The organism is Luteimonas sp. 9C (assembly GCF_902506295.1).
Taxonomy (GTDB): domain Bacteria; phylum Pseudomonadota; class Gammaproteobacteria; order Xanthomonadales; family Xanthomonadaceae; genus Luteimonas.
Window position 1 is genome coordinate 2,484,837 of the sequence record NZ_LR733312.1, and the last position, 24,170, is coordinate 2,509,006.

Annotated in this window: 17 protein-coding genes and 1 pseudogene; 8 read left to right on the forward strand and 10 right to left on the reverse strand. The window is 70.7% G+C overall.

The window, feature by feature from the left end; genetic code table 11:
* Positions 1 to 45: 45 nt before the first annotated feature.
* Both CURTO8I2_RS11370 and radC read right to left on the reverse strand, forming a co-directional pair.
* A complete protein-coding gene (locus CURTO8I2_RS11370; protein ID WP_159681183.1) occupies positions 46 to 444 on the reverse strand; it encodes a YchJ family metal-binding protein in 399 nt (132 codons plus the stop codon).
* A 110-nt stretch (positions 445 to 554) separates the two neighbouring features.
* Positions 555 to 1,229 carry a DNA repair protein RadC gene (gene radC / locus CURTO8I2_RS11375; RefSeq protein WP_159681184.1) on the reverse strand — a complete coding sequence of 225 codons (675 nt, stop codon included), beginning with the start codon at positions 1,227 to 1,229 and terminating at the stop codon, positions 555 to 557.
* A gap of 173 nt (positions 1,230 to 1,402) precedes the next feature.
* Between radC and coaBC the strand changes: the two are divergent.
* From coaBC to CURTO8I2_RS11395, 4 genes and pseudogenes are all read left to right on the forward strand, one after another.
* Positions 1,403 to 2,619: pseudogene (coaBC, locus tag CURTO8I2_RS11380) on the forward strand (bifunctional phosphopantothenoylcysteine decarboxylase/phosphopantothenate--cysteine ligase CoaBC).
* An 8-nt stretch (positions 2,620 to 2,627) separates the two neighbouring features.
* Entirely contained in the window at positions 2,628 to 3,089 is a 462-nt protein-coding gene (dut, locus tag CURTO8I2_RS11385) for a dUTP diphosphatase (protein WP_159681185.1), read from the forward strand.
* Positions 3,090 to 3,101: 12 nt separating this feature from the next.
* Positions 3,102 to 5,438 (forward strand): phosphomannomutase/phosphoglucomutase, encoded by a 2,337-nt coding sequence (locus CURTO8I2_RS11390; RefSeq protein WP_159681186.1) that lies wholly within the window; start codon positions 3,102 to 3,104, stop codon positions 5,436 to 5,438.
* Between the two features lie 396 nt (positions 5,439 to 5,834).
* Positions 5,835 to 6,710 (forward strand): DNA ligase, encoded by an 876-nt coding sequence (locus tag CURTO8I2_RS11395; RefSeq protein ID WP_159681187.1) that lies wholly within the window; start codon positions 5,835 to 5,837, stop codon positions 6,708 to 6,710.
* A 151-nt stretch (positions 6,711 to 6,861) separates the two neighbouring features.
* On the opposite strand, the gene CURTO8I2_RS11400 is transcribed toward CURTO8I2_RS11395, so the two are convergent.
* The 3 genes from CURTO8I2_RS11400 to CURTO8I2_RS11410 form a co-directional block, all read right to left on the reverse strand.
* Positions 6,862 to 8,484 carry a mechanosensitive ion channel gene (locus tag CURTO8I2_RS11400; protein WP_159681188.1) on the reverse strand — a complete coding sequence of 541 codons (1,623 nt, stop codon included), beginning with the start codon at positions 8,482 to 8,484 and terminating at the stop codon, positions 6,862 to 6,864.
* A gap of 308 nt (positions 8,485 to 8,792) precedes the next feature.
* Positions 8,793 to 9,833, reverse strand: a complete 1,041-nt coding sequence (locus tag CURTO8I2_RS11405; protein ID WP_159681189.1) for a patatin-like phospholipase family protein — start codon at positions 9,831 to 9,833, stop codon at positions 8,793 to 8,795.
* Between the two features lie 76 nt (positions 9,834 to 9,909).
* Complete coding sequence (locus tag CURTO8I2_RS11410; protein WP_159681190.1) at positions 9,910 to 11,604, reverse strand: M28 family peptidase; 1,695 nt, start codon at positions 11,602 to 11,604, stop codon at positions 9,910 to 9,912.
* Positions 11,605 to 11,687: 83 nt separating this feature from the next.
* On the opposite strand from CURTO8I2_RS11410, the gene CURTO8I2_RS11415 reads away from it, so the two are divergent.
* On the forward strand, positions 11,688 to 12,425 hold the full coding sequence (locus tag CURTO8I2_RS11415) for an ATP-binding cassette domain-containing protein (RefSeq protein ID WP_159681191.1): 738 nt from the start codon (positions 11,688 to 11,690) through the stop codon (positions 12,423 to 12,425).
* 35 nt (positions 12,426 to 12,460) lie between these two features.
* Positions 12,461 to 13,897 carry a glycine betaine ABC transporter substrate-binding protein gene (locus tag CURTO8I2_RS11420; RefSeq protein ID WP_236551141.1) on the forward strand — a complete coding sequence of 479 codons (1,437 nt, stop codon included), beginning with the start codon at positions 12,461 to 12,463 and terminating at the stop codon, positions 13,895 to 13,897.
* Positions 13,898 to 13,903: 6 nt separating this feature from the next.
* Here CURTO8I2_RS11420 and CURTO8I2_RS11425 read toward each other — a convergent pair whose 3' ends face one another.
* The 3 genes from CURTO8I2_RS11425 to CURTO8I2_RS11435 all read right to left on the reverse strand — a co-directional run bounded on the left by CURTO8I2_RS11425 (position 13,904) and on the right by CURTO8I2_RS11435 (position 18,124).
* Positions 13,904 to 14,512, reverse strand: a complete 609-nt coding sequence (locus CURTO8I2_RS11425) for a hypothetical protein (RefSeq protein WP_159681193.1) — start codon at positions 14,510 to 14,512, stop codon at positions 13,904 to 13,906.
* Positions 14,513 to 14,577: 65 nt separating this feature from the next.
* Positions 14,578 to 17,193 carry a DNA ligase D gene (gene ligD / locus CURTO8I2_RS11430; protein ID WP_159681194.1) on the reverse strand — a complete coding sequence of 872 codons (2,616 nt, stop codon included), beginning with the start codon at positions 17,191 to 17,193 and terminating at the stop codon, positions 14,578 to 14,580.
* Between the two features lies 1 nt (position 17,194).
* Positions 17,195 to 18,124 (reverse strand): Ku protein, encoded by a 930-nt coding sequence (locus CURTO8I2_RS11435; protein WP_159681195.1) that lies wholly within the window; start codon positions 18,122 to 18,124, stop codon positions 17,195 to 17,197.
* Positions 18,125 to 18,541: 417 nt separating this feature from the next.
* On the opposite strand from CURTO8I2_RS11435, the gene CURTO8I2_RS11440 reads away from it, so the two are divergent.
* Complete coding sequence (locus CURTO8I2_RS11440) at positions 18,542 to 20,719, forward strand: glycoside hydrolase family 3 N-terminal domain-containing protein (RefSeq protein ID WP_159681196.1); 2,178 nt, start codon at positions 18,542 to 18,544, stop codon at positions 20,717 to 20,719.
* 19 nt (positions 20,720 to 20,738) lie between these two features.
* Positions 20,739 to 21,440 carry an alpha/beta fold hydrolase gene (locus CURTO8I2_RS11445; RefSeq protein ID WP_201295504.1) on the forward strand — a complete coding sequence of 234 codons (702 nt, stop codon included), beginning with the start codon at positions 20,739 to 20,741 and terminating at the stop codon, positions 21,438 to 21,440.
* 157 nt (positions 21,441 to 21,597) lie between these two features.
* Here the strand turns inward: CURTO8I2_RS11445 and CURTO8I2_RS11450 are convergent, their stop codons facing one another.
* Positions 21,598 to 22,644 carry an energy transducer TonB gene (locus tag CURTO8I2_RS11450; protein WP_159681197.1) on the reverse strand — a complete coding sequence of 349 codons (1,047 nt, stop codon included), beginning with the start codon at positions 22,642 to 22,644 and terminating at the stop codon, positions 21,598 to 21,600.
* A 165-nt stretch (positions 22,645 to 22,809) separates the two neighbouring features.
* Positions 22,810 to 24,147 carry a tRNA uridine-5-carboxymethylaminomethyl(34) synthesis GTPase MnmE gene (gene mnmE / locus CURTO8I2_RS11455; protein ID WP_159681198.1) on the reverse strand — a complete coding sequence of 446 codons (1,338 nt, stop codon included), beginning with the start codon at positions 24,145 to 24,147 and terminating at the stop codon, positions 22,810 to 22,812.
* Between the last annotated feature and the right edge of the window lie 23 nt (positions 24,148 to 24,170).

Below are 24,170 nucleotides of genomic sequence, written 5' to 3' on the forward strand. Positions count from 1 at the left end.
GTGTGGCCGGCGCATCTCCGACGCGGCGCCGGTTTCACGGTGCGCTCAGCCGACGTCGCCGTCGACGTAGACCCAGCGTCCGGCCTCGCGCACGAAGCGGCTGCGCTCGCGCATGCGCACCACGCTGCCGCCGCCCATGCGGTACTTCGCGACGAACGCGACTTCCGCGTGGTCGGCATCGAGGACGTCGTGCGCCTTGATATCGAGGCCGAGCCACACCGGTTGCGGATCGTCGAAGCCGAGATTGTCCGGACGTGTTGACGCGTGCCAGCTCGCGCGCAGGTAATCCGCGTCGCGCTGCACATAGGCGACGTAACGCGAACGCATCAGCGCTTCGGCGTCCGGCGCGGCCGCGCCGTCGTGCAGCGGCTTGCAGCAGTCGGCGTAGGGGCGGGCGCGGCCGCAGGGACAGGGCGCGGTGGATTCGATCGGGAGGGTCGACATGGCGCCAGTGTGCGGCGGCGACCGGATGCCGCCAAGCTGGAACGGCCGTGCAGCAGCGCGTGGTCGGAAGCGCGGCAGCGCGCGTGCGGGCCGCGTTGCGCCGTTCCCGGTCAGACCCAGCCGCGGGCCGCGAGCGACACCGCGGCGCCGTCGCCGACGACGAAATGATCGAGCAGTCGCACGTCCACCAGCGACAGCGCCTGCTTGAGCTGCGCGGTGACGGCGCGGTCGGCGGCGCTGGATTCGCGGCTGCCGCTGGGGTGGTTGTGGCCCACGATCACCGCCGCCGCGTTGTGCGCCAGCGCGCGCCGCACGACTTCGCGCGGATGCACTTCGGCGCCGTCGATGGTGCCGCGGAACAGCTCCTCGAACGCGAGTGCGCGGTGGCGCGTGTCGAGGAACAGCACCGCGAACACCTCGTGGGCGAAACCGCGCAGACGCTGCGAGAAATAGCGACCCGCGGCCGCCGGGTCGGTCATGGCCTCGCCGCGGGCGAGATCGGCGGCGAGCACGCGGTTGCCGAGTTCGAGCGCGGCCGTCAGCGCGCAGGCGCGTGCGGGGCCGAGGCCGGGCAAGGCGGCGAGTCCGGCCGCGCCGCGTTCGATCAGTGTGCGCAGCGGACCATGCGTGGTGAGCAAGTGCCGCGCGGTCGCCACCGCATCCTGCCCGCGCAGCCCCGACCCGAGGAAGATCGCCAGCAGTTCGGCATCCGACAGCGCCGTGGCGCCCTGGCCCAGCAGTTTCTCGCGCGGCCGTTCGCCGGCCGGCCATTCGCGGATGTGCATGTGCGCTCCGGGCAGAACGCCGATGGGGCGCGTCGCGTCCCAGGGGAAGGATGCGCGCCGCGTCCGCATCGGCGAGGCGGCCATTGCAGCGCGTCCAGGGCCGCGCCGGCAGCGGCTGCGCACATGGCATCGGGTAAGCTGTCGGCCGGTTTTCCGGTAGGACTTCGCCGACGATGGGCGCCGTATCGACCCCGCTGCACGGGCAGCGCATCCTGCTGTGCGTCTGCGGCGGCATCGCCGCCTACAAGGCCGCCGACCTCGTCCGCCGCCTGCGCGACGCCGGCGCGGAAGTCCGCGTGGCGATGACCGACAGCGCGCAGCAGTTCGTCTCCGCCACGACGTTCCAGGCCGTCTCGCACAACGCCGTGCGGACCACCTTGTGGGACCCGGGCGCGGAAGCGGCGATGGGGCACATCGAACTCGCGCGCTGGGCGACCCGCGTGGTCGTGGCACCGGCGACGGCGAACACGCTGGCCAAACTCGCGAATGGCTTTGCCGACAACCTCGTGACCACGTTGTGCCTGGCGACGACCGCGCCGCTGACCGTGTGCCCCGCGATGAACCACCGCATGTGGCTGCATCCGGCGACGCAGGCGAACATGGCGCTGCTGGGCGCGCGCGGCGTACAGGTGATCGGGCCCGTGGACGGACCACTGGCCGAAGGCGAATCCGGTCCCGGCCGTCTCGCCGAGCCGCAGGCGATCGTCGCCGCGTTGCCGGCATGAGCGACGCGCTCGCCGGCTGCCGGGTGCTGGTCACCGCCGGTCCGACGTTCGAGGATCTCGATCCGGTGCGGTTTCTCGGCAACCGCAGCAGCGGCAAGATGGGCTTCGCGATCGCCGCGGCCGCGCAGCGCGCCGGCGCGGAGGTGGTGCTGATCGCCGGGCCGGTGCATCTGCCAACCCCCGACGGCGTGCAGCGCATCGACGTGCGCTCGGCCGCGCAGCTGCATGCCGCGGTGTTCGAGGCCCTGCCGGCCGATGTCTACATCGGCGCCGCCGCGGTCGCGGACTTCACCCCGGCGCAGGTCGCGCCTTCGAAGATCAAGAAGCGGCCCGGCGAAGACGGCCTGGACCTGCATCTGGTGCGCACGCGCGACATCCTGGCCGACGTCGCCCGAGCCCACCCGCGCCCCCGGCTGGTCGTCGGCTTCGCGGCGGAGACCGACGACGTCGAGACCCACGCCCGCGCCAAGCTCGCCGCCAAGCGCGTCGACCTGATCGCCGCCAACCGCGTCGGCATCCCCGGCAGCGGTTTCGAGAGCGACGCGAACACGCTGCTGGTCCACGACGCTGCCGGCCACGTCCAGCTGGGACCCGCGCCCAAGACCGACGTCGCCGACCGTCTGGTCGCGCTGGTCGCCGCCCGCCTCCACCCGGATCCAAGATGAGTCACGCCATGTCCCACCACATCCTCGACATCCGCATCCTCGACGCGCGCTTCGGCCAGCAATGGCCGCTGCCGGCCTACGCCACCGACGGCAGCGCGGGCCTCGATCTGCGCGCCGCGCTAGACGAACCGCTGACCTTGCTGCCCGGCGATGTGTCGCTGGTGCCGTCGGGGCTGTCGATCCACATCGGCGATCCCGGCCTGTGCGCCATGGTGTTGCCGCGCTCGGGCCTGGGCCACAAGCACGGCATCGTGCTCGGCAACGGCACCGGTCTGATCGATGCCGACTACCAGGGGCCGTTGATGATCAGCGTCTGGCACCGGGGCAAGGACGCCTTCACGATCGAACCGGGCGACCGGATTGCGCAGCTGGTCATGCTTCCGGTCGTGCGGGCGACCCTGAATGTGGTGGATACTTTCGTCGAGAGCACGCGCGGGGCCGGGGGGTTCGGCCATTCCGGCGTGCGCTGACGGGGAGTGCAGATGAGCGAGAAGGAACCGCGACAGGCGGGTGCAGTGCTGGCGCAGCTGCGCCAGGCCGCGCCATTGCTGGCCGTGCTGCTGGTGGTGCTGGCGCTGTGGTTCGCCTGGAGCGGCTGGCAACAGCTGCGCGGCGGACAACGCACGACGGCCGCCGAACAGGGGCGCGATGCCGCGGTCGCGGCGACGCGGCAATCGCTCGGCGCCGAACTCGCGCGCATGGACACGCGTCTCGCCGACGCCGCCGTGCAGCGCGCGCTGGGCGCAGGCGATCTCGATGCCGCCGGCCGGGCGCTCGCCGCCGACTGGCCGCAGCTCGAGGCCGCCGTGATCGTGCCGGCCGACCTCAAGGACGCCTACGCGGGCGTCGAGACCGGCGGCTTCGGCCGCCTGTCCGCGCTCGAAGCGGCGGTGGTCGAAGACCGGGCGGTGCTCACCATCGCCCAGATCGACGGCGCGCCGCGCGTGCTGATCGCCGCGCCCGCGCGTGCCGGTACGCGCCTGGCGGGTGTGGCGCTCGCCCAGCTGCCGCTGGCGCTGGCGACCGCCGGCCTCGAGGCCGCGCCGCTGGACGGCGCGACCTATCTCGCGCTGCGCCAGGGCAACCACACGTTGCTGGCACGCGGCGACGAAAGCCTGTCCAACGTGGCCGCGCGGATGGCCCAGCCGATTGCCGGCACGCCGCTGCGCATCGCCGCCGCGGTACCGCGCGTCGACGCGCCGCTGTTCGGCCTGGCCGCGATCCCGCTGCTCGCCGGTGCGGGCCTGTGCCTGCTGCTGGCGGTGGTCGTATTCCGCCTGCCGCGCGGCGCCGGGTCTGTGATCCGGGCCGAGGACACCACGCCGACGTTCGCCGAGGCGCTGCGCGCGCCGGCAGAGGCCGCCGAAGGCGAAGACGGCGCCGCGCCGCCACCGGTGCCGGTGCGCAGCGACGCGCCGAAGAAGAAGGCCACGCCGTCTTCGGTGGTGCTGAATCCGTCGATCTTCCGCGCCTACGACATCCGCGGCGTGGTCGGCACGACGCTCGATGCGGGCGTCGCCGAACTGATCGGCCAGGCGGTCGGCTCACTGATGCGCGAGCAGGATCTGGCCGACATCGTCGTCGGCCGTGACGGCCGCCTGTCGGGTCCGGACCTCGTCGCCGGCCTGATCGCCGGTCTGCGCAAGGCCGGCCGCAACGTCATCGACATCGGCCTGGCGCCGACACCGCTGATCTACTTCGGCGCGTATCACCTGCGCACCGGCTGCTGCATCTCGGTGACCGGCAGCCACAACCCGCCCGACTACAACGGTTTCAAGATCGTCGTCGGCGGCGAGACGCTGTCGGGCGAGGCGATCACCGACCTGCACACGCGCGTCGCCGACGATCGCCTGCACACGGCGCCGCAGCCGGGCGCGGTGTCGGAGCGCGACATCAGCGAGGACTACGTGCGGCGCATCGCCGACGACATCCAGATCGCGCGGCCGCTGAAGATCGTCGTCGACGCAGGCAACGGTGCGGCCGGTGAGCTCGGTCCGCGCGTGCTGGAAGCGATCGGCGCGGAAGTGGTGCCGCTGTACTGCGACATCGACGGCACGTTCCCCAACCACCATCCCGACCCGAGCGAGCCGGAGAATCTGCAGGATCTGGTGCGCACGGTGCAGCGCTTCGACGCGGACCTGGGCATCGCGTTCGACGGCGACGGCGACCGCCTCGGCTTGGTCACCAAGGACGGCGAGCATATCTTCGCCGACCGCCTGCTGATGCTGTTCGCCGCCGACGTGCTGGAACGCAACCCGGGCGCGATGATCGTCTTCGACGTGAAGTGCACCGGTCGCCTGCCCGGCCACGTGCTGCGCCACGGCGGCAGTCCGCTGATGTGGAAGACCGGGCATTCGCTGATCAAGGCCAAGATGCGCGAGACCGGCGCCGAACTGGCCGGCGAGATGAGCGGCCACTTCTTCTTCGCCGAGCGCTGGTACGGCTTCGACGACGGCATCTATGCCGCCGCGCGCCTGCTCGAGATCCTGGCGCTCGACGACGACCCGTCGGCGGTGCTCACCGCGCTGCCCAACGGCATCTCCACGCCCGAGATCAAGGTGCCGGCGCCCAGCGACGATCCGCACAGCTTCGTCGCCCGTGTGCAGGCCGAGTCCGCATTCGACGGCGCGCGCCTGTCGACGATCGATGGCGTGCGCGCCGACTGGCCGGACGGCTGGGGGCTGGTGCGCGCGTCGAACACCACGCCGGTGCTGGTGCTGCGCTTCGACGCCGACACCCGCGACGCACTGGTGCGCATCCAGCAGACCTTCCGCGCGCAGTTGCTGGTGATCGATCCCGATCTGGCGCTGCCCTTCTAAAAGTCGTCTTCCGCCCACGGCGGAAGATTCCAATGCCCCTCTCCCCCAGCGGGAGAGGGGGGGACCATCGGCGGACGCCGATGGTGGGGTGCGGGTGGGCCCCTCGCGGAACCACTGCGTTCGAGCACGTGTAGACAACGGCGTCCGTCGCTCAAGCGCACACCCTCGCCCGACGCGCTTCGCACAACGCGCCCGGATCCGGTCCCCGGGGTAGGCGCGCTCGCAACGGGAGACGTGCTGGGTCGCGATGAGTCGCGCAGGCGCCGTCCCAGCAGCGACCTCCCCGCTTCCGACAGCCCATTGGCCGCCCCGCCGACGGCCCGTCGCGTGCTTCCGCAATCCTGCTGATGCCGGCTGCATCGCACGCTGGTCGCCCTCCCTGGCCGGAGTCCGGCGATGCCCATCCACGCCACACCCCGCAGCCCGGTCACCGCGCTGCTGTTCCTGCTGCTGTGCGCAGTGTCCGGCGCGCTGCAGGCCACCACGCCGGCGCCGCCGGCGCTGATGCTCGCCCGCGATCTCGGCACCGCGCCGATCGACGTGCCGGCGTACTTCGTCAGCGAAAAACTCGATGGCGTGCGCGCACGCTGGGATGGACGCGCGCTGTGGACGCGCGGCGGCCATCGCATCGCGACGCCGCCCGCGTTCGTGCAGGGTTGGCCGTCGACACCGATGGACGGCGAACTGTGGATCGCGCGCGGCCGCTTCGATGTCGTCAGCGGTATCGCACGGAGCAGCCGGCCCGATCCGGCGGACTGGCGGGCCGTGCGTTTCATGGTCTTCGACCTCCCCGCGCACACGGGCACGTTCGCCGCGCGCGTCGCCGCGATGCGGACGCTGGTGGACCGGGCCGCGCATCCGCGGCTGCGCATGGTCGAGCAGACACGCCTCGCGTCACGCGCCGCGCTCGATGCGCGCCTCGCGCAGGTGGTCGCGGCTGGCGGCGAAGGGCTGATGCTGCATCACGCCGACGCGCGCTACGGCATCGGCCGCAGCAACGCCCTGCTCAAGCTGAAACCGCACGACGATGCCGAAGCACGCGTGCTCGCGCACGCGCCCGGCAAGGGCAAATACACCGGCATGCTCGGCGCCCTGGTGGTCGAACATCACGACGGTCGCCGGTTCCGCATCGGGACCGGCTTCACCGATGCGCAACGCGCCGATCCGCCGCCGCTCGGCAGCTGGGTCACCTATCGCTACAACGGCCTGACGTCGACGGGATTGCCGCGCTTCGCCCGGTTCCTGCGCATCCGCGACGACATGCCCCCTTGAGACATCCTCATCCGCCGCGTCGGTGCAGTCGCGACACAGCGTGCGCCGGCGATCCCGTTACGCGCGCAGACGCGGCGCAGGCATCCCCACGTGGAAAAAAAAGGCCCGCCATCAAGGCGGGCCTTCCGATTGCATCAGACCAGACGCCCCGTCAGGGCAGGCGTTCGTCGTCGCGACGACGCTCGAGATACCCCTTCGCCCAGCGATCCGCGACCCGACCGGCCGCTTCGCGGCCACCGAGGCCGAAAGCCAGCGCCGTGGCCACAGCCACCGCCCCCAGCACCAGACCGAAGGCCAGGTTGACGATGTCGTCGGCAATACCCATCGCACGCAGACCCATCGCGATCACCAGGCCGAGGATCGCGACGCGCGCGATCCGCGACAGGCCGGCGCTGCGATCCGGATTCGCGCGTTCGATCGCACGCGCCGCCAGATCCGCCAGCCAGTAGCCGACGACCAGGATCACCGCACCCAGCAGGATGTCGCCGCCGAACGCGATGAAGGTGGCCAGCAGATCGCGCACACCGGTGAAGCCGAGTCGGTGCGCCGCTTCGACGGTGGCGAACAGCATGATGAAGAACAGCGCCACGCGGCCGACGAAGGCAGACAGACCGGCGGGACGGCGCGTGTCGTCGATCGGCGGCGTATGCGTCGTGCCGATCGGCAGACCCGGCTCGGGCGTGCCGGCGGCAGCCACTGGATCGGCCGTCGCCAGCGCGGCATCGACCGGCGCCTGCGTCGTGGACGTCACCGGCGCAGGCGCAAAGAGATGGCCCAGACCCAGACGTGCCGGCAGGCCATCGAAGCCCAGGTTCTCCAGCAGTCGGGTCAGCAGCCCGGCCACGAAGCGACCCAGATACCAGGCGGCGATCAGGATCACCGCAGCGGCGAGGATGTTCGGAATCGCGACCAGGAACAGGCCGAGCATGTCGCTCGCCGGCTCGGAGATCGCCCGGATCGCCAGGGCATCGAGCGCAGCGATCAGCGTCGGCACGATGACCAGGATGAAGGCCAGCGTGCCGCCCAGCTGCGACAGCTTCACGCCTTCGGTCAGATGTTCGCGCTGGCTGAAGCGGTCGACACCCGACGCGGCGAGCAGGTTCGTCACCAGACCGCGCAGCACCTTGGCGACCAGCCAGCCGACCAGGCCGATGACGACGGCGGCGAAGATGTTCGGCAGCATCAGCGTGACCTGCGCGGTCATGCCGGTCAGCGGTTCCATCAGGCCCTCGATGCGCAGCGCACCGACGATCGCCGGCAGGAACAGCAGCAGCACCAGCCAGTAGACGACATCGCCAAGCACGGCCGAGATCGGCTTCACGCCCGCCGATTCGGACAGCTTCTCGTCCCAGCGCCCGGCCGCCATCACCCGGTTGATACCGGCGCGCAGCACCGTGGCCAGCACCCATGCCACCAGCGCCAGCGCACCGGCCAGGATGATCCGCGGCAGATACAACATCACCTCGGTCACCAGCGCGGAGAACGGCCCGTAGAGCCCGTCGAAACGCAGCACGCTGAACACGCCGACCAGGGTCACGATGATGATGAACCAGAAGCCGATGGACGCCGCGACCTTGACGATGTCGAGGTGGGACGCGGTCTGCGTATTGACGCGCTCGTTGACGCGCAGGCGACCGAGACCGCTGCGGATCAGCCCGCGCACGAACAGCGCGACGATCAGGCCGACGATCAGGACGAGCACTGCGCCGAGGACGGATGGCAGATAGGTACCCAGGCTCATTTCGAGTTGCCGGGCAAGGGAGTTTGGATGCATGGAGTCGTTCCTCGCAGGGATGCGGCCGGGCCGCACCGAGTCGATGGTTGGACGACGACGCGTAACGCGCGGCCGATGGCGGATCGGCACGGAACGAGCGTCGGGTCACCACACACTGCGTGGAAGTGGTCCGTCTGGTGCGAGGCATCGCCGGCGTGCGGCGGATGCAGGAGTCCGTGCCGCGCACAGTGTGGCCGCTGCGGGTGTGCGCTTACGGTGAATCCGAACGATCGATCTGCGCATTCATGCGCATCGATGCGACATGGCCTGCGATCGCGCGCGCATTCGTCAGTGCCGTCGCGGGTCGCTCAACAGGCACGTTCCTTGGCGAACGGATTGAGACGTCGCACCCAGTTGTCGCCGCAGTCGATGTCGACCGGCGCGGGTTCCACCGGCTTGACCGGCGTGCGCGCTGCGGCGCGTGCCCGCTCGAGCTCGGCGATCTTCGCGCGGATCTGCGGCATCGCCGCGAGCGCCGCACGTTCGCCCTGCAGGATCGCCGCATTGCGCTGTTCGAAGCTCGCCGGGCCGATGTCGTTGACCTGCGGCCGGATCACCACCTCCGCGCGTGCGAGTTCCTGGCGGCCGAGGTTCTGGCCCATGATCGCGATCGACTGGTTGACGATGCCGAGCATGCTGCCGGGCATCGTGCCGCTGGCCTTGCTGGAGATGTCGACCGCGATCACGAGATCGGCGCCGAGCTGCCTGGCCGCGTCCACCGGCACCGGACTCACCACGCCGCCATCGACGTAATGCCGGTCACCGATCTTCACAGGCTCGAACACACCCGGCACGCTGCTCGAGGCGCGCACCGCCTGTCCGGTGTTGCCACGCACGAAGACGATGCGATCGCCGGTTTCCAGGCGCGTCGCGACCGCGGCGAACGGAATGCGCATGTGGTCGAGCGTGCGGTTGCCGACTTCCTGGTTGACGTAGTTCTGCAGCGCGACGCCCTGCACCAGACCACCGGAGAACAGGCGCACGTCGCGGATGCTCGACTCGTCGAGCGCGACGGCGCGTTCCTGCATTTGGAAAGGATCCATGCCGCTGGCGTACAGCGCGCCGACCACGCTGCCGGCGCTGGTGCCTGCGACGACGTCGGCCTTGATGCCGTTGGCTTCGAGCATCTTGATCACGCCGATGTGGGCGAAGCCTTTCGCCGCGCCCCCGCCGAGCGCGAGACCGATGCGCACCGGCTGCGGACGTGGCGCGACGGCTGCAGGGGACGTCGGCTGCACGGCGGCCGGCGGCGCCGGCCGCACGTCGTCGCGACCACACGCCGCGAGCACGAGCAGGCCGCAGGCGAGCAGCGCGATACGCGCCTGGCGGAACGGGGTGCGGAGACGCATGCGGAGGACGCCGGTTCTGGACTGGCGCCGAGGATACCCGCGCCTCGCCTGTCGGCGGCTGAAGCGTCGCGACGGCTCAGCGCGCGGCGCGTGTGCCGAAGCGCGTGCCGAAGAAATCACCGTCGTTCCAGCGGGGCGGCGCTTCGGCGTCGCCGACGATCCGCGTGAGCGCCGCCGCGACCTCCGCCATCCGCGCGGCGTCGCCGTACTGGATCGGCAGATCCGCCTGGTCGCAGGGCTGGTGGTAGCAGTTGCGCAGGAACCAGGTCGCCGCGATCTTCGGCTTCTGGCTGTCGTTGGCAGGCGCGACGCCGGCATCGAGATACAGCGCGGGAATGCCGGCGCGCACGAAGGCGTACTGGTCGCTGCGCACGAACGCGACTTCTTCGGGGAACGGATCCGGCGACACCTCGACGCCGACTTCGCCGGCCGCCTGCGTGATCGCGGCCGAGAGCGTGGAGTGCTCGCTGCCGATCGCGACGATGTCGCGCGTGGGCGCGGTCAGGATCGGCATGTCGATGTTGAAGTTGGCGACGAGCCTGCCGGCCACGACCGGCGGATGCCGCGCCAGCCATTCGGCGCCGAGCAGGCCCTGTTCCTCGGCGGTGAGCGCGGCGAACAGCGTGCTGCGCGCCGGCGCAGCATCGCCGTCGGCCAGGGTGCGCGCGGTTTCGGTCAGGATCGCGACGCCCAGCGCGTTGTCGAGCGCGCCGTTGTAGATCGCGTCACCGTCGACCGGCGTGCCGGTGCCGATGTGGTCGAGATGCGCGGTGTGCACGAGCGCCTGCCCCGCGCGCGCCGCGTCGCGACCCGGCAGCACGCCGAGCACGTTGCGCGATTCCAGCGTGTCGATACGGGTGCGCGTCTGCAGCGTCAGTGTGCCCGGTAGCGGGAACGGTTTCAGTGTGCCGGCGCGCGCGGCGTCGAAAAGCTGCGAGGCCGTCTGCGGCCCATCGGCGAAGACGAGGTCGGCCGCGGTCGCGGCGACACGTGCGCTCGCACGCAGCTGCGCGGGGGCATCGACGGGACGGTCGTCGGCATCGCGCAGACGCATGGCCGGCCTGCCCGCCTGCGCCACGCTGCGTGCCCACGGCATGCCGGCCTCGTCGTCGACGGTATTGACCAGCACCAGGCCCACCGCGCCGCGCGCGACCACGGCCTCGATCTTGGTGCGCAGGCTGGCGTAATACGCCTGCGGATTCGGCGCGAAGCTGCGCGGCGCGCCGCCGAACACGATCGCGATGCGGCCCTGCAGCTCGACACCGGCGAAATCGTCATGACGCAGTTCCGGCGCGTGGATCGCCTGGCCGACGAACACCGCCGGCGCGGTGATCTCGCCTTCGGTCGCATTGAAATCCGGCATCGGCAGGAACTGGTCGCCCGCCCGCAGCGCGATCGTGCGTCCGTTGCGCGTGACCGACAGCATCGCCGCGGCCGGGTCGGCCACGGCGCGGACCAGCGGTACGCGCTGGAACCAGCCGCCGTCGTCGCCCGCGGGCGCCAGCCCGCTCTCGGCGAAGCGGCGCGCGACGTGTTCGGCGGCGCTGTCGAATCCCGGCGTACCGGTCTCGCGTCCGGCCATCGCATCGTCCGCCAGTACGCGCACATCGGCCTCGATCCGTTGTCCGGCCGGCGTCTCGTTGACCACCTCGGCCGCAGGCGGCATCGGCGCCCCCGGCGCGGTCTGCGCCTGCACCGCGGCGTCGCTGTCGCGCCCACCGCAGGCGACCAGCAACACCGCGCAGGCAACGGTCAGGACGGGACGTGACATGGGCGGCTCCGGTGCGGGATCGCGACGGTAGCATGCAGCTCGGCGCGCGATCGCGTCGACAGAGGCTGCGCTACTGTCGCCCCATGTTCGAACTCCACCAGGTGCATCGCCGCTTCGGCGCAACCGTCGGTCTCGACGGCATCGATCTGCGCATCGCGCCCGGCGCGACGACCGCGCTGATCGGGCCGAGCGGGGCCGGCAAGTCGACGCTGCTGCGGCTGCTGATCGGTCTCGAATGGCCGGATGCCGGCAAGGTGTGCTTCGAGAACGTGCCGCTGCGCCGCGATGCGCTGCTCGCGCACCGGCGGCGCATTGGCTACGTGATCCAGGAAGGCGGACTGTTTCCGCATCTCGATGCGATCGGCAACGTGGGGCTGCTGGCGCGTACGCTGGGCTGGTCGACGGCACGCATCGAAGCGCGCGCGTCCGAACTCGCGGGCCTGTGCCGGCTGCCCGCCGATGCGCTGCGACGGTATCCGGCCGAGCTGTCGGGTGGCCAGCGCCAGCGCGTGGGCCTGATCCGTGCGTTGATGCTGGACCCGGACGTGCTGCTGCTCGACGAGCCGCTGGGCGCGCTGGATCCGATCGTGCGCTTCGAGCTGCAGGCCGAGATGCGCGCCCTGTTCGAACGGCTCGGCAAGACCGTCGTGCTGGTGACCCACGACGTCGCCGAGGCCGCGTGGTTCGCCGACACCATCGTGCTGCTGCGCGATGGGCACATCGTCCAGCAGGGCGCGCCGCGCAGCCTGCTCGATGCGCCCGTCGAACCCTTCGTGCGCGCTTTCATGACCGCGCAGCGCAGCGTCGAGGACGCGGCATGAGGCGTGGCCTGTGCGGCGCGCTCGCGTGCTGGCTGATGCTCGCGTGCGGGAGCATCTTCGCCGCGCCGGTCGTCGTCGGCTCGAAGAACTTCACCGAAGGCGTGCTGCTCGGTGAGATCGCGACACAGGCCGGCCGCGACGCCGGCGCCGACGTGCGCCACCAGCGCCAGCTCGGCGGCACCCGCATCCTGTGGCGCGCGCTGCAGGACGGCAGCATCGATGCCTACGCCGAGTACACCGGCACGCTGGCCGACGAGCTGCTGCAGATGCCGGGCGCCGATGTCGCGGCGATGCAGGCGGCGCTCGCGCGCGACGGCCTGGCGATGACCGCGCCGCTCGGTTTCGACAACAGTTACGCGCTGGGCATGCGCCGCGCACACGCGGCGGAACTCGGCATCCGCACGCTGTCGGACCTGCGCGCGCACCCGGCGCTGCGGCTGGGCCTGAGCAACGAGTTCATGTCGCGTGCCGACGGCTGGCCCGGTCTGCGGAACGCCTATGGGCTGCCGCAGACGGCCACGGGCCTCGACCACGACCTGGCCTACCGCGCACTCGCCAACGGCGCGATCGACGCGACCGATCTCTACGGCACCGATGCCGAGATTCCGTATTACGACCTCGTCGTGCTGCGCGACGACCGCGCGTACTTCCCGTCCTACGCCGCGGTCTATCTCTACCGCCGCGACCTGGCGCAGCGCGCGCCGGTGTTGCGCGACGCACTGCACGGTCTCGAAGGGCGCATCGATGCGGCGACGATGCAGCGCCTCAACGCACGCGTGAAGCTCGACCGCGAAGCGGAATCCGCGGTTGCGGCCGACTGGCTGGGACTGGAGGCACCCGACAGCGACAGCCGCACCGCGCGCATCTGGCAGCGCACCCGCGAACACCTTGCGCTGGTCGGCATCTCGCTCGGCGCCGCGCTGCTGGTCGCGTTGCCGCTGGGCATCCTCGCTGCGCGTCGGCCGCGCCTCGGACAGGCCGTGCTCGCGCTCACGGGAGTGCTGCAGACGCTGCCGTCGCTGGCGGTCTTCGTCTTCATGATTCCGCTGTTCGGCATCGGCGCCGGCCCGGCGATCGCGGCGCTGTTCCTCTACAGCCTGCTGCCGATCGTCCGCAATACGTATGCGGGTCTGACCGGCATACCGCGCGAACTGCGCGAGACCGCCGCGGCGATCGGCCTGCCGGCTGCCACGCGGTTATGGCGCATCGAACTGCCGCTGGCGCTGCGCACGATCCTCGCCGGCATCAAGACCGCGGCGGTGATCAACGTCGGCACCGCGACGCTGGGCGCGCTGATTGGCGCCGGCGGTTACGGCCAGCCGATCCTGACCGGCATCCGCCTCGACGACATCGGCCTGATCCTCGAAGGGGCGGTGCCGGCGGCGGTGCTCGCGCTGGCGGTGCAGGGCGTGTTCGAACTCGCCGAGCGGGTCCTCACGCCGCGCGGATTGCGCCTCGCGGCGCGGCGTTGAGCCTGCTCACAACGTGCCGGTACGCAGTCCGTCCCAGACCGTCCATGCAGTCGCGCTGACACCCACCAGGATCCAGGCCGCGTTGTAGATCGTGAAGCGGCGATTGCCACGCCCATCCGGATCGCCGCACGCCGCGTTCGCCGCCTGCTGCATGCGCAGCAGGCACACGCAATTGACCGGCATCACGATCACGCCCAGCCATTCGAGCCAGAGCCACGCATCCGTGACATGGAAGACCAGCCAGGGCCACGCGATCGCACTGCCGTAGTTGAGCACTTCCATGACGACGAACACGGTGGCGAGGGTCATCGGCCACCAGCGGCGTGCGATGCCGCGTGCGCGCAGCGAGCCGTCGATGCGTCGCACTAGCGCATGCGCATAGAACAGGCCGAACAGCGCGCGCGGGATCGGCCAGATCGTCTCACCCCGGCCCATCCGCCAGCGCGACCAGTGCATGTAGAACCAGAACAGCTGGTAGAGGCCAAGCGTCGCGATGTAGAGCACGACGAACTTCACCGGCGCGACCACGTGGAACGGCGCGTCGCGGTCGGCCCCGGACGGCGTGTCACGCACGCGGGTCGTGGGCGGCGCGTACGGATCGTGCGGGGTGCTCATCGTGTGTCCATCGGTGCGCGGTCCTCGCTGTGTCGCGTGGGCCATGGTACGGGCGGCCCGCAGGTTCAGTCGACGATGTCCGCCAGCGACTGCCGCAACGCCATGAAGTCGCCCCAGGGATGCGCCTTGAGCCGCTTGAGCCGGGCCGGTGCGTTGCGCAGCGTCCAGGCATCGCCGGATTTCAGCTTGCCCAGGTCCTCCCAGCGCAGCGGCATCGAGACCGGTGCGCCGGCGCGCGCGCGCAGCGAGAACGACGCGACCGCGGTCGCGCCGCGTCCGTTGCGCAGGTAATCCACGAAGATCTTCTGCTTGCGGAATTTCTTGGTCGCGGTCGCCACGTACTTGAGCGGATCGAGTTCCGTCATGCCCTGCGCGAACGCGTGCGCGAATGGCTTCACCACGTCCCAGCCGGTGCCCGGCTCCAGCGGTACCACGACGTGCAGGCCCTTGCCGCCGGTCGTGCGGACGAAGGATTCGAGGCCCACCTGCTTGAGCAGATCGCGCACCTGGCGCGCGGCGGCGACGACCTCCGGCCAGCGCACGCCGTCGCCCGGGTCGAGATCGAACACGATCCGGTCCGCGGTCTCCGGGTCGTCGGCGTGCGCGCCCCAGGGATGGAATTCCAGTGCATTGAACTGCACCAGCTCCATGACCGCCGCCGCGTCGCTCGCGACCAGATAATCGCTGGCGCCTGCTTCGTCCTCGAGCCGCACCGTCTCGACCAGCGACATGCCGGCGGTGTGGTGCTTCTGGAAGAAACAGGGGCCGTCGATACCGCCCGGGCATCGGATCACCGACAGCGGTCGCCGGGCAATTTCGGGCAGCAGCCACGGCATGGCGGCAGTGTAGTAGTCGGCGACGTCGCGCTTGGTCAGCGCGTCGCCGGGAAACAGCACCTTGTCCGGGCTCGACAACGCGGGCGGTACGCGTTCGCTGTCGGCGCCGCGCTTCTGACGCGTCTTCGAACGCGCGTTTGCGGCGACCTTGGAAGCGGCCTGTTTGGCCTGCCTGGCGGCCTTCTTCTTCACCGGCGCCCCGGCGCTCGCCGAACGTCCGCTTCGCTTGGCTATGTCGTCCGCTCCGTCGCGATCGCTGTCGTGCAGGTCGTCCACCGCCTTGTCGGGCCGCACAGCCTTGAGCGAGGGCTGCCGCAGCAGACCATGCCCGCCAGTGCCGCGCGAGAACACCTCGACGACGAAACGCGGCGCGAACCACTTCGCCGCGCGCAGGTCGGTGTCGTTCGGCGGCACGTACACGGTGGGCTCGCTCCGTCCGGCGCGGCCGATGTGCGTCGTCAGTTCATCGAGCAGCGCATCGCTGAACCCCGAGCCCACTCGGCCGGCATAGCGCCAGCCGTGTTCGGCATCGGGCCGCGCGAGCAGCAGCGCGCCGAAGCCGCTGCGGCTGCCCTTGGGCGGGGTGTAGCCGACGACCGCGTATTCGTCGCTGGCCAGTTCCTTGGTCTTGCGCCAGTCATCGCCACGTCCGGGCCGATAGCCGCGATCGCTGCGCTTGGAAATGATGCCTTCGAAGCCGGACTCCGATGCCAGTTCGATCGCGGCGTCGGCGTGGCCTTCGATGTGGGTGCTGAAGGCCAGATGCGCCGGTGGCGCGTCGCCGAGGATGCGCTGCAGCAGCGCCTTGCGCGCGAGCAGCGGCGCCGCGCTGACGTCGACGCCATCGACGTGCAGCAGATCGAACAGCACCAGCGCGAGTGCGCCCTGGCGCTCGCCCGACAGCGTGCCCTGCAGCAGGTTGAAGTCCTCGCGGCTGCCGCGGCCCGCGATCAGTTCGCCGTCGAGCGCCGCCGACTTCAAGCCGAGCCGCGAGACCGCCTCGGTGATCTCCGGCACCTTGCCGGTCCATTCCAGCGCATTGCGCGACCACAGCTGCACCTGGCCGCGCGCGACCGTGGCCAGCAGCCGGTAGCCGTCCCACTTGAGTTCGTGCAGCCAGGCCTCGCCGCCCGGTGCGGCGTCGCCGAGCTTCGCGAGCTGCGGCGTGAACGCGTCCGTCGGCGCCGGTCCGCGCTGGGCCCCCGGCAGCTTGCGCGCCGCGGCCGCCCAGTCGTGGGCGCGCTGTGTCGGCGCTTCGACCTCGGTCTTCTTGCGTTTGCGTAGCTTGCCGGTACCTGCGCGCTTCGCATCCTCGGCCGGTGGCGCAGGCACGTCGGCGAGCAGGTCGTCGGCTTCCAGCGTGCCGGCGTAATCGTCGCGGTCCTTGAACAGCAGCCACTGCGGCTGCTTCGCGGGCTTGCCGGAGCGCACCAGATGCCAGCGCCCCTTGAGCTTGCGACCGAACAACTCGAACCGCAGATGGCCCTTGGCCAGCGCGGCTTCAGGGTCGCCATCCGCGGCCCAGGCGCCGGTATCGAACTGCGCGACATGGCCACCGCCGTACTGGCCCTTGGGGATGTCGCCCTCGAAGTCGGCGTAGTCCAGCGGATGATCCTCGACCTCGACCGCCATGCGCTTCACATCGGGGTCGTAGCTCGGACCTTTCGGCACCGCCCAGCTCTTGAGCGCATCGCCGACCTGCAGGCGGAAGTCGTAGTGCCGACGACTCGCGTGATGCAACTGCACGACGAAAATCGCACGGCGGCCGCGCGGCGCCGGCTTGCCCGGTTCCGGTTCGCGGGTCGCATCGAACTTGCGCTTGCGCCGGTACTCGGTCAGCGACACGTCACGAGGCCTTGCGCGTGGTCTTCTTCGTCGCCTTGCTCGACTTGGCGGTCTTCTTCGTCGCCTTCTTCGCGGTTTTCCGCGGCGCGGTTTTCTTCGCCGGCACCTTCTCGCCGCCGCCCGCGGGCGTGCGGGTGTTGTCCTTGAGGCTCTTCTGCAGCAGCGCGACGAAGTCGACCACATTGGTCGAAGCGTCCTCGCGGTGCGGAATCTCGTCGACGACCTTCGTCTTCGCACCCTTGGCCTTGATGCGCTTCTTGATGATGTCCGACAGGCGTTCGCGGAACTCGTCGTGATACGCGTCCGGCGCCCAGTCCGCCGACATCGACTCGATCAGCTGGGTCGCCATCTGCAGTTCCTTGTCGGCGATGCGGTAGCTCGATGTCTTGCCGGTCGGCAGCTTGTAATCGGCCGGGTCCACCAGTTCCTGTGGATAGCGCAGCAGCATCAGCACCAGCGCATCGTCTTCGGGCATCACCGCGCACAGATACTCGCGGGTGCGGATCACCACGCGTGCGATGCCGATCTTGCCGGTCTTCTTCAGCGTCTCGCGCAGCAGCACATAGCCCTTCTCGGCCTTCTTGCCCGGCACGAGGATGTAGGGTTTTTCATAGAAGCGCGTGCCGATGGTGCCGGCGTCGACGAAGGCTTCCACGTCGACGGACTCGTGCGATTCCGGCGCGGCCGAGGCGATGTCTTCCTTCTCGATGACGACGTAGCTGCCCTTGTCGTACTCGAAGGCCTTGACGATGTCCTTCCACGGCACTTCTTCGCCGGTGTCGGCGTTGACGCGTTCGAAGCGGATGGGTTTCTTGTCGCGCGAATCGAGCATGCGGAAGCTGATGTCGGTCCGGCGCTCACCCGACATCAGCGACACCGGAATGTTGAGCAAGCCAAAGGACAACGAGCCGGACCAGATGGGACGTGCCATGACGATCTCCGTTGGGCAGGCGCGGGGCGGCCGGCCGCATGAGAGCCGGAGGCTTGCACCGGCGCCGTGCAATACGCGTCAATCCGCGCGCTGTGCGCCGCGGCCGGATTCACGCGCGCGTGCGCCCCGTCGGACCACGGTCGGTGCATGCACGCGACGCCGGACAGCCCCGCCGGAGACCCACGCCGATCGCTCGTTCGCCGGAATACGCCGCACGCGGCATCGGGCGATTTCTGCTTGCCCATGCTCCGGTCGCATCCTGCAGGGCGGCGCGGCGGCGCTCGCGAAGATCTGACCTGGATGCATCCGGTCCGGCGCGCCGCGGCTGTTCCTGCGCGCCGCGGGCGGCGATACTGGACCTGCCTCCCGGCGTGCGCCCTATAATCGCCGGCTGTAATCGTTTTCACGGGACCACAAATGCGCCTGGATGACCGGCTCGAAGCGCTGCTCGCACGGATGACCCTCGAGGAAAAGATCGGCCAGCTCGGCATTTTCGCCGACATGCTGCGGCCGTTCGCGGCCGACGTGAATCCCGAGATGAACGAGTTGAACGCCGGCGAATTGCGCGAGCAGATCCGCGCCGGCCGCGTGGGCGCGGTGTTCAACGGCGTGGGCGCGGTGCAGGGCCGCGAATCGCAGCGCATCGCGGTCGAGGAAAGCCGGCTCGGCATCCCGCTGCTGATGGGCGCCGACGTGATCCACGGCATGCGCACCGTGTTCCCGATCCCGCTGGGCGAGGCGGCAAGCTTCGAGCCCGAGCTGGCGCAGCGCACCGCGCGCGCCGCGGCGATCGAAGCGACCGCCTGCGGTCTGCACTGGACCTTCGCCCCGACACTCGACATCGCCCGCGACCAGCGCTGGGGCCGTGTGGCCGAGGCGGCCGGCGAGGACGTGGTGCTCGGTAATGCCTTTTCCGCGGCGCGCGTGCGTGGGTTCCAGGGCGATGACCTGACCGCGAACGATTCGATGCTGGCGACGCCCAAGCACTTCGTCGGCTACGGCGCGGTCATGGGCGGGCTGGACTACAACAGTGTCGAAATTTCCGAAGGCACCTTGCGCGACGTGCATCTGCCGCCGTTCAAGGCGGCGCTCGATGCCGGCGCATTGACGGTCATGAGCGCCTTCAACGACATCAACGGCGTGCCGGCGTCCGCCCATGACGGCCTGCTGACCGATCTGCTGCGTGGCGAGTGGGGCTTCAAGGGTTTCGTGGTGTCCGACTACACCGCCGATTTCGAACTCGTCGCGCACGGCTTCGCCGGCGACGACCGCGAGGCGACGAAGCTCTCGTTCACCGCGGGTGTCGACATGAGCATGCAGAGCGGCCTGTACGCCGCGCATCTGCCCGAGCTCGTCGCCAGCGGCGAGGTGTCGATGGACGTGATCGACCAGGGCGTGCGCCGCGTGTTCGCGGTCAAGCAGGCGATCGGTTTGTTCGACAATCCCTACCGCTCGCTCGATCCCGAGGTCGAGGCCGCGCTGGATCCACAGGCACTCCACGGTGAACTCGCGCTGGATGCCGCGCGCCGTTCGATCGTGCTGCTGAAGAACGACGACGATCTGCTGCCGCTGCGCAAGGCCGGCCAGAAGCTCGCGCTGATCGGCCCGTATGCGCGCGACCGCGACAACATCGAAGGCTGCTGGACGCTGTTCGGCGACAAGCGCCTGCACGTCAATCTCGAAGACGGGCTGCGCGCTGCGCTGGAGGACGGCGACGCGCTCGACGTCGTCGACGGCAGCGGCATGGAAGACGCCCTCGACGGTGGCCTCGAGGCTGCGGTCGAGGCCGCACGCAACGCGGATGTCGTGCTGCTGGCGATCGGTGAGCCGCAGGGCTTCAGCGGCGAAGCGCAGTCACGCACCCAGATCGTCATCCCCGCCGCGCAGCAGGCGCTGGCCGAGGCCGTCGCCGCGACCGGCACGCCAGTCGTCGTGCTGCTGCGTCATGGCCGCGCGCTCGCACTGCACGGCGCCGTGCACGACGCGCAGGCCATCCTCGCGACCTGGTTCCTCGGCACCGCGACCGGCCCCGCCGTGGCCGAGGTGCTGTTCGGCGACTACAACCCGTCGGCGCGTCTGCCGGTCAGCTTTCCGCGCGACTCGGGCCAGCAGCCGCTGTACTACAACCGCCAGCGCACCGGCCGCCCCGAACTGCCGACGATGTCGGAATTCAAGAGCCGCTGGCGCGAGGTGCCGCACAGCGCGCGGTATCCCTTCGGCCACGGTCTGTCGTACACGCGTTTCGTCTATGGCGACGTCGAACTGTCGGCGGACACGCTGGACTGGGACGGCACGCTGACGGTCTCGATCACGCTGCGTAACGATGGCGAGCGTGCCGGCGAGGAGGTCGTGCAGCTCTACATCCACGACCGCGTGGCCAGCCGCGTCCGTCCGATCCGCGAACTCAAGGCGTTCCGCAAGGTCGCCCTGGCGCCAGGCGAACACACCACGGTGTCGTTCTCCCTGCAGCGCGACGCGCTCGCCTTCACTACACGCAGCGGCGCGTTCGCCGCCGAGCCGGGACTGTTCGACGTGTGGATCGCACCGGATTCCGAAGCCGGCACGGCGGCGCAGTTCACGCTGCTCCAGGCCTGAGGCGCGTCCGTCCGACGCCGTGAGCGACCGCACGCCGCTGCTGTTGCTCCCAGGCCTGCTGTGCACCGCCCGGCTGTGGCACGCGCAGATCGACGCACTGGACGATGTCGCCGAGTCGCAGGTCGCCGACCTCACCCGCGACGACAGCATCGGGGCGATGGCCGCGCGTGCACTCGCTGATGCGCCACCGCGCTTTGCGCTCGCCGCCCTGTCGATGGGCGGCTACGTCGCCTTCGAGATCCTGCGACGCGCGCCCGAGCGCGTGACGCGTCTCGCATTGATCGCGACCAGCGCCCGCCCTGATTCACCGGAGCGCGCCGCGCAACGACGTCGCGGCATCGACGCGATCGGCCGCGGCCGCTTCGTCGGCGTGACCCGGCAGCTGCTGCCGAGCCTGGTCCATCCGTCGCATGTGGACGGCCCGACCGGCGGAATCGTGCAGGCGATGGCCCGCGAGATCGGTGCCGAGGGCTACCTGCGCCAGCAGGCCGCGATCCTGGGCCGCCCCGACTCGACGCCGCTGCTCGCGCGTATCGCGGTCCCGACCCTGATCGTAGTCGGCGCGGAGGACCGGCTCACGCCACCAGTCGAAGCCGAGGCGATGCAGGCCGGAATCCCCGGCGCGACCCTGCATCGACTTGACGTCTGTGGACATCTGCCGCCGCTCGAGCAATCGACCGGCACCTCGCGCCTGCTGCGCGACTGGCTGTCCGTGCCCTGAGCACGGGGCCGGGCACCACGAGACTGCTCGACCCGCTGGGCGACCTGCCGCGACACCTGCCGCGCAACCGCTGCGCACGTCGCAGCCCTGTGCCGAAGCCGCCATGCCCTGCGCTGGCGCAGGGCGGCAGGCGGGCATGGCGCCCGCGAATGGCGGATCAGTTGGCCGTCGGCGAGAACCCGATCGTGCGCCGCGTGGTCACCGGCGCCGGGACGGGCTCGAAGCGCCAGCGGCGCACGGCGGCCAGGGCTTCGCGATCGAAGGTGCGCGGCGGATCGGCGCGGACGACGCGGGCATTGCTGACCGAGCCGTCGACGCCGACGGTGAACTCGACCATCACCTCGCCGCTGGTGCCGGCGCGCAGCGCGTCAGCGGGATAACGCGGCGCAGGTGTGCTCAGCGGACGCAGCTGCGCCGTCGCTGCGGCCGGCGCCGGTGTCGCGGGTGCCGGTGCCGGCGTGTTCTGCGCTGCAGGTTCGGGGCGGGGCGGCTGCGGCCGCGCGGCTTCTTCGCGCGCCGCTGCCTGACGCGCGGCTTCCTCGCGCGCGGCCTGCTCGCTGGCGGTCTGCTGCTGGGCCAGCTGCTGCGCCGCGGCGGCCTGCTGCTGCTGCTGTTGCGCGGCGCGTTCCCTCTCCAGGGTCTGCGCACGCTGGGCTTCCTGTTCGGCCGTCAGCGCCTGCTGTTCGACACGGGCGGCCGCCTGTTCCTCGGACGTCGCGATGCTCGCACGCAAGCGTTCGAGCGCAGGATGCGCGCTGTCGGCACGTTCGATCAGGCCGAGCAGGCGCCGCGCTTCGGCATAGTCGCCGCGGTCGCGGCTCTGCTCGGTGGCGATCACGCTCATCGGCAGCAGGTCGATCAGTGCGCTGGACGCGGCGGCATCACCGGCCTGCTTCTCGCGCAGCGCGAGGTAGTACTCCATCGCGTTCTCGCCGGCGGGCGCGTACAGGCGGCTCTCCTGGTACGCGGCCGCGGCGGCGCTGCGCAACTCGTCGACCGAGAGACCGGCGATCGCATCGTCGGCGGCCTGCTGACGCGCAGCGGCCTGTTGGCTGGCCTGCGCAGTCACTGCGCCCGGCTCGGCGGCGACGGGCGCCTCCGCATCGTCGCTGCGCCCACAGGCGGCCAGTACACATGCAAGACCCACAGCGGCGGCCAGCCGCGCGCGCGACGCGCGACGGGTCGTCGGAATCTTCGAGACCATCATCTTTCCCCAAGGATGCATGTCCGCAAGAGTGCGTAGAACGCGTCAGCGGAGACGATTTGTCAATCCTTGTCGCACGATCGCAATGACAGGGTGTCGACGCGATCACGAATCTTGACGGCCGGTTTGCCGTCGATCGAGCCTGTTCGGCGCTGCGATCGCGCGTTATTTGCCGATGCAGAAGCTCGAGAAGATGTGGCCGAGCAGGTCGTCGGGCAGGATCCGTCCGGTGATCGCGCCGACCGCGTCGTGCGCGACGCGCAGGGATTCGGCCGCGAGTTCGAGGTGCTGCGCGGCGAGCGTGCCGCGTGCGTCGTCGACCGCATCGACGGCGTCGCGCAAGGCGTCGACGTGGCGCTGACGCGCGGTGAACGCCCCCTCGCCCGCAAGCGTGTCACCGCCGAGCCGCGCCTGCAGGGCGCCGCGCAACGCTTCCAGCCCCTCGCCGGTGCGTGCGGACACCTGGAGGACGTCGCGGGCGTCGGACGCGGGCGCGGCGAGCAGGTCGGTCTTGTTGTGCACGACGATGCGATCGGCCACATCGACGATGGCGTCTGCCACCGAGGCCCAGCCCGCCTCCGGTTCGCGCGCATCGAGTACCACCAGCGCGAGATCCGCGCGCTGCAGTTCGGCGCGCGCGCGGCGCATGCCCTCGCGTTCGATCGCGTCGCCCGCATCGCGCAGGCCCGCGGTATCGACCAGGGTCAGTTCGACACCGCCGATGCGCAGCGTCTCGTGCAGCAGGTCGCGCGTGGTGCCGGCGATGTCGGTGACGATGGCGCGGTCCACGCCGGCCAGCGCATTGAGCAGCGAACTCTTGCCGGCGTTCGGCGGGCCGACGATCACCGCGTGCAGGCCGTCGCGCAGGCGTCGGCCCTGCTCGGCCTCGGCCAGCAGCCGCGACAGCGACGCGGCGAGCGCGTCGATCCGCCTGGCCACCTCGTCGCCGCCGAGGGTGTCGATCGGCTCGTCGGAGAAATCGATCATCGCCTCGACGTAGACGCGCAGATGCAGCAGCTCGGCGGCGAGCGCGTCGCAGCGCTCGGAGAACACGCCGTCGAGTGCGCGGCGCGCGGCGCGTGCGGCGCGCTCGTCGCCTGCGGCGATCAGGTCGGCGACCGCTTCGGCCTGCGCGAGGTCAAGCCGGCCGTTGAGGAACGCGCGTTCGCTGAATTCACCGGGCCGCGCGAGGCGGGCACCTAATGCGCGACACCGCGCGAGCAGCTGCTGCAGCACGACCGGGCTGCCGTGCGCCTGCAATTCGACGACATCCTCGCCGGTGTAGCTGGCCGGGCCGGGGAACGCGAGCGCGAGGCCGTCGTCGAGCACGGCGCCATCGGCATCGGAGAACCGGACGTGGTGGGCATGGCGCGGGCGCAAGGCCCGTCCGCACAGCGTGCGCGCGATCGACTGCGACGCCGGTCCCGACAGGCGCACGATGCCGACGCCGCCGGCGCCGGGCGCGGTGGCGATCGCGGCAATGGTGTCGGTCGATGTCGTCATGGCATTGCTCCTCAACGCACGAG

Excerpts from the sequence above, each read along its gene's own strand:
- CURTO8I2_RS11370 (WP_159681183.1), bottom strand. The coding sequence starts at position 444 with ATGTCGACCCTCCCGATCGAATCCACCGCGCCCTGTCCCTGCGGCCGC.
- radC (WP_159681184.1), bottom strand. The coding sequence starts at position 1,229 with ATGCACATCCGCGAATGGCCGGCCGGCGAACGGCCGCGCGAGAAACTG.
- dut (WP_159681185.1), top strand. The coding sequence starts at position 2,628 with ATGTCCCACCACATCCTCGACATCCGCATCCTCGACGCGCGCTTCGGC.
- CURTO8I2_RS11390 (WP_159681186.1), top strand. The coding sequence starts at position 3,102 with ATGAGCGAGAAGGAACCGCGACAGGCGGGTGCAGTGCTGGCGCAGCTG.
- CURTO8I2_RS11395 (WP_159681187.1), top strand. The coding sequence starts at position 5,835 with ATGCCCATCCACGCCACACCCCGCAGCCCGGTCACCGCGCTGCTGTTC.
- CURTO8I2_RS11400 (WP_159681188.1), bottom strand. The coding sequence starts at position 8,484 with ATGCATCCAAACTCCCTTGCCCGGCAACTCGAAATGAGCCTGGGTACC.
- CURTO8I2_RS11405 (WP_159681189.1), bottom strand. The coding sequence starts at position 9,833 with ATGCGTCTCCGCACCCCGTTCCGCCAGGCGCGTATCGCGCTGCTCGCC.
- CURTO8I2_RS11410 (WP_159681190.1), bottom strand. The coding sequence starts at position 11,604 with ATGTCACGTCCCGTCCTGACCGTTGCCTGCGCGGTGTTGCTGGTCGCC.
- CURTO8I2_RS11415 (WP_159681191.1), top strand. The coding sequence starts at position 11,688 with ATGTTCGAACTCCACCAGGTGCATCGCCGCTTCGGCGCAACCGTCGGT.
- CURTO8I2_RS11420 (WP_236551141.1), top strand. The coding sequence starts at position 12,461 with ATGCTCGCGTGCGGGAGCATCTTCGCCGCGCCGGTCGTCGTCGGCTCG.
- CURTO8I2_RS11425 (WP_159681193.1), bottom strand. The coding sequence starts at position 14,512 with ATGAGCACCCCGCACGATCCGTACGCGCCGCCCACGACCCGCGTGCGT.
- CURTO8I2_RS11435 (WP_159681195.1), bottom strand. The coding sequence starts at position 18,124 with ATGGCACGTCCCATCTGGTCCGGCTCGTTGTCCTTTGGCTTGCTCAAC.
- CURTO8I2_RS11440 (WP_159681196.1), top strand. The coding sequence starts at position 18,542 with ATGCGCCTGGATGACCGGCTCGAAGCGCTGCTCGCACGGATGACCCTC.
- CURTO8I2_RS11450 (WP_159681197.1), bottom strand. The coding sequence starts at position 22,644 with ATGGTCTCGAAGATTCCGACGACCCGTCGCGCGTCGCGCGCGCGGCTG.
- mnmE (WP_159681198.1), bottom strand. The coding sequence starts at position 24,147 with ATGACGACATCGACCGACACCATTGCCGCGATCGCCACCGCGCCCGGC.